General features: G+C 43.8%; 4 protein-coding genes and 1 tRNA gene. 1 reads left to right on the forward strand and 4 read right to left on the reverse strand.

Annotated elements, in window-relative coordinates; translation table 11 throughout:
• Positions 1-200: 200 nt before the first annotated feature.
• Together ABUA47_RS22515 and ABUA47_RS22520 are read right to left on the reverse strand one after the other, a co-directional pair.
• Positions 201-1,367 carry a site-specific integrase gene (locus tag ABUA47_RS22515; protein WP_005829057.1) on the reverse strand — a complete coding sequence of 389 codons (1,167 nt, stop codon included), beginning with the start codon at positions 1,365-1,367 and terminating at the stop codon, positions 201-203.
• A gap of 180 nt (positions 1,368-1,547) precedes the next feature.
• Positions 1,548-1,621 (reverse strand) — tRNA-Arg (locus tag ABUA47_RS22520).
• A 288-nt stretch (positions 1,622-1,909) separates the two neighbouring features.
• Between ABUA47_RS22520 and rpiA the strand changes: the two genes are divergently transcribed.
• Entirely contained in the window at positions 1,910-2,614 is a 705-nt protein-coding gene (gene rpiA / locus ABUA47_RS22525; protein WP_035448486.1) for a ribose 5-phosphate isomerase A, read from the forward strand.
• Here the strand turns inward: rpiA and ABUA47_RS22530 are convergent.
• Complete coding sequence (locus ABUA47_RS22530) at positions 2,589-4,040, reverse strand: AbgT family transporter (RefSeq protein WP_147392569.1); 1,452 nt, start codon at positions 4,038-4,040, stop codon at positions 2,589-2,591. The two genes, rpiA and ABUA47_RS22530, sit on opposite strands and share 26 nt — an antisense overlap.
• Positions 4,033-4,489, reverse strand: a 457-nt coding sequence (locus tag ABUA47_RS22535; protein WP_349832087.1) for a DUF5932 domain-containing protein, incomplete at its 5' end; no start/stop codon positions are given. The genes ABUA47_RS22535 and ABUA47_RS22530, both read right to left, overlap by 8 nt.

The raw sequence follows: 4,489 nt of genomic DNA on the forward strand, positions 1-4,489 counted from the left end.
GCTGGCCAAACAACTGGCTGATGCCGGGTACCATGTAGAATATTTGGCAGGACAACCCTACTGGGTGATGTACGAGAGAGCATAAATTCGTGCGGCTGCACCTCATTTTGTACGAACTTGTACAAATCGGTGCAGCCGCATTTATTTGATAAATAAAACATTATGAATCATCCGCACGATTGTACGGCTTTTGGCCCCTATTATAGGGTGAAGCTATTGAAACATTGCATGCCTTCCCGCTTGCTCTCATCCATGACGTGCGCATAAATCATCGTTTCCCGGATATTGCTATGTCCAAGCAATTTTTGCAGGCTGGATAAGTCTTTTGTTTTCCGGAGATAAATAGTTGCAAACGTATGTCTTCCTGTCTTGGCCGATATTTTTTTGTTAATCCCCAGTTCCTTGGCAATGGCCTTCAACTGTCGGTTAACGACCTGGTCACATTGAACGTTCCTGAACAGACGTCCTTCTTCCCTACCCTCTGCCCATTCTTCCAGAAGTTTTTCCGCAGGTACCGGCATCGGAATCTTTATCGGTTCCGGTTTACAGTTCCGGTTCTTCACACGGTAGTAAGTCAGCACATCATTGTTTACCTGCTCGATACAGAACATACGTGCATCCGTAATGTGCATGCTCGTGAAACACATGAAAAGGAAGAAGGCCAAGGTCAGCTGAAGCTTTTCCGGCAATGTTCTTTGATAGTATAATTGCACAAACTGCATCAGCTCCTCCTCTGTCAGATAGTCCACATCGCTTTTTATTCTTTTGATATGGAATTCCTGGAAAGGATTTTCTTCTATATAGCCCTTTCTGTAGGCTGCGGTGACATATATCTTGATGGTGGACATATTACGTTGTGCGGTTATCTCCGTATTTCCAAGCTCCTTTTTCATGTAAATCAGGTAGTCAGTCAGATAATCCGGAGTAAGGTCCTGGAACTGTAACAGTTCATTATATGCCTTGAACTTTTTCATACAGCTCAGATGATGCTTGAACGTTCCCATCTCTATTCGCCGGCTGTAGGTTTTCATATGCTCCTTCACGAAGTCATGGAAAGTCTTATAATCACTTGGATTGTTATACTCCCGCATGAAAATATCTTTTGTCAAAGCCTGGTTCCTCAGCCGGAACTTCACCAATATATCGTTGACACGTGCTTTCAGGTTACTCACAATAAGATTTATATCCTTTGCTTCCTTACTGTTTCCTTTGAGAAGTCCGCTTTTCTCGTCAAATTTAGCAGCAGGCACAGACACTTTGCAAGGAAGCATTAACTTTTCCTTACCGAGATAAAAGGTTATATATAGCGGAGCATTGCCCTCTTTGGTCAATCTCTGCTTGTTCTGGATGACTCTTACCGTACTCATTTTTGTTTTCTAAATTATTTCTACCCACCGGAAAAGTGGAACTACGGAAAGCTGTGTTTCTGCTATGTTACCTACTTTTTGCACAAATTCTGTCGAAATTGGCAAGGTAGTAAATCGTTGATACCCAGCTAAACGACGAAAGGCAAGCAGCCTTTTTATCGACTACTTGCCTTATCGTTGTGATTCCGTTGCGATTCGAACGCAAGACCCACGCCTTAGAAGGGCGTTGCTCTATCCAGCTGAGCTACGGAACCAGCCTTAATTGCGGTGCAAAGGTACGCTTTTTTACGAATATTGCAAATTTTTGTATCACCTTTTTTCGTTACCTATGTATAAAAGGCTCATTTGCTACATAAAAAGTAATGATTAGTTACCTTTACAAACAAGATACACGGTATTTATATACAGATGTATTAAAACATTTTGCAAATTATCAATGTTACTAATTATAAAAAGTAAAAATATGGAGGAATATTCAAGTAGGAAAAGTAGCATTGACCCGAAAATGAATGAAAGAGTAATAACAACTAAATTTTAAAGAGATGGAATGGGAAAATCAGTTGATACAGGAATTGCAATGGTCAAATAAAATCAGCAATAAGGCGAGTAAGGAATTGGTAGCCCAGGAGATTGCCGGACTGGCCAAAGACGGTGATGTCATAGGAGCAGGCTCCGGCTCTACCGTTTATCTCACTTTGTTTGCATTAGCTCAACGAGTTAAACAAGAATCTTTGCATATAGAAATCATTCCGGCATCTGCCGAAATTTCGATGACATGTATACAGCTTGGCCTGCCGCAAACTACTCTGTGGAATAAGCGTCCGGATTGGACATTCGACGGTGCAGACGAAGTGGATCCGCATAATAACCTCATCAAAGGACGTGGTGGAGCCATGTTTAAGGAGAAGCTCCTAATTAAAAGCAGTGGTAAGACTTACATCATTGTCGATGAGAGCAAGCTTGTCAGCAAACTGGGGAGCAAATACCCCATACCGGTAGAAGTATTTCCACATGCTCTCTCCCATGTGGAAAACGAGATACGCTTATTGGGAGCTTCAAAAATCAGCCTACGTCTTGCAGAAAGAAAAGACGGTCCGGTATTTACCGAAAACGGTAATTTCATTCTTGACATTCATCTCAGCAACATTGTTCCTGATTTGGAACAGAAACTGAAAGCCATTACCGGGGTTATCGAAAGCGGGCTGTTCATTGGTTATGACATTACAGTCCTAATGGCAAACCGCTGATGTACCAAAGTACAAATAAGGCAGTCCATGCCAATAGAATGACTAAAGAATATCTCCAAGTATACTTCAGTAGTGAACCATAAGTGGATTGCCTATCATATTGCTGCATATAGGTCAAGACAAGTGGCATGTAGAACATAAAAGGTGTTATGGCATTTGTTGCACTGTCACCTATACGGAACGCACATTGGGTCATATCCGGCGAAATGCCCATACTTGCCAATACCGGAACAAAAATGAAAGACATAAAAGCCCATTTTGCTGTGGCAGATACCATAAAGAGATTGACCAGCGCCGTAAAAAGAATGAAGAGAATCAATATCCATAAACTACTCAAAGAAGCGGAGGACAGCAGATTAGCGCCTAAAATGGCAATGCACTTGTCCAAGTGGGAATATTCAAAACAAGCAAACATCTGTGAGGCAAAGAAAGCTATCACAAAATAAACGCCCAGCAGTTTCATCGGCTGCGTAAGTCCTTCTATCACATCACCGTCCGTACGGTATCGGCCGGAGGCAAAACCATAGACCATCCCCATCAAACCTATTCCAAACGAAAGCAAAAACAGAATACCAACTATAAACGGAGAACGAATCAGCCCACCATTGACACTCCGCAATATCCCCCATGAAGAGAATGTAGCCCACAGAATAATGGCAATATACAGCAAGCCTGCAAATACAGCTCCCAACATAGCTCTCCGTTCCTTGCGTGACAATTGCTTGTAACCATTAAAATGAATATCCCCTGCGTACTCTCCCAAACGTGGCAACAAGCTCCTGCGGGTAATATGATAAATGATGAATGCAAGCAGGAACGTGGAAACAAAGAGAAAATAATAATTGCACAGCGGTCCAGTCTGCCCCGGAGCAATATTCATCCTATCAGCCGCTTCTTGCGTTACAGAGGCAATCATGGGGTCTAATGTACTCAAAAACACATTAGCGCTATAGCCACAAGAGACTGAAACATAAGCTGTAATTATACCTCCAATGGGGTGCAGACCGACAGACTGGAACAAAGTTGCAGCTATCGGCAACAGAATGATATATCCTGCATCTCCCACTATATTGGACAACAGTCCTAAGACAATGACCAGCAGAATAATGCGCCAAGGATCACGTGGACGTCGTACCCCCCTGCGAATACATGCATCGATGAAACCCGAATGCTGTGCCACCCCTATTCCGAACATAGCCACAATCACCAGCCCTAATGGAGCGAATCCCGTAAAATTGGTTATGACATGGCGCAGCAGCCAGCGTATGCCCTCCGGACTCAGCAGGCTCTGCACCCGTATTTCTTCTCCAGTCTGCGGTTGCAGCACGCTCAGGCCATAGACATCGAATATCCATGAAAGGAGGATGACTGCCAGCGTCAGCAGGAAGAACATCGTAGCGGGATGTGGCATTCGGAGTTTACTCATCGTCGGCTTCCAGATTGTCTATATTCAAGATTCGAAGTTCCAATGCACGCACCACCAGACGAGTGGCATTCACCCCCACCCGTTCACTAGGCGGGAAAAGACGGCCGACCAAGTCATTCTGCCGTTTCTCCAGCGACTTGACTCCAAAAGGCATTCCCCTAAGATTGGCAATCATTTCTTTGGTATAGCCCAGTGCCAAATGACGGAGGAAACGCTCGTCATACTCATCAATATCATAGCTTATGATTGCTTCCTGACGTTTTGCATCATTCAGGACAGATTTCTTGAAGCGTTCCACTATCTTCTCCAGTATCGGATAGTTAAAGACCAGCTTCTTGCCGTCCATCACTGCCTGCACATCGGTTTTGGTCAGCAACTCTCCGGTTTTCAGGATAATGCCGTCGGCACCGGCCTCAAGTACGTCCACCCATAACGTCTCATTCAATATT

The sequence above is a fragment of the Bacteroides sp. RTP31139st1_H2_RTP31139_211217 genome, from assembly GCF_040227615.1.
Lineage (GTDB): Bacteria > Bacteroidota > Bacteroidia > Bacteroidales > Bacteroidaceae > Bacteroides > Bacteroides uniformis.

Bases quoted from the DNA above. Each gene is read 5' to 3' on its own strand.
- ABUA47_RS22515 (WP_005829057.1), bottom strand. From the start codon at position 1,367: ATGAGTACGGTAAGAGTCATCCAGAACAAGCAGAGATTGACCAAAGAG.
- rpiA (WP_035448486.1), top strand. From the start codon at position 1,910: ATGGAATGGGAAAATCAGTTGATACAGGAATTGCAATGGTCAAATAAA.
- ABUA47_RS22530 (WP_147392569.1), bottom strand. From the start codon at position 4,040: ATGAGTAAACTCCGAATGCCACATCCCGCTACGATGTTCTTCCTGCTG.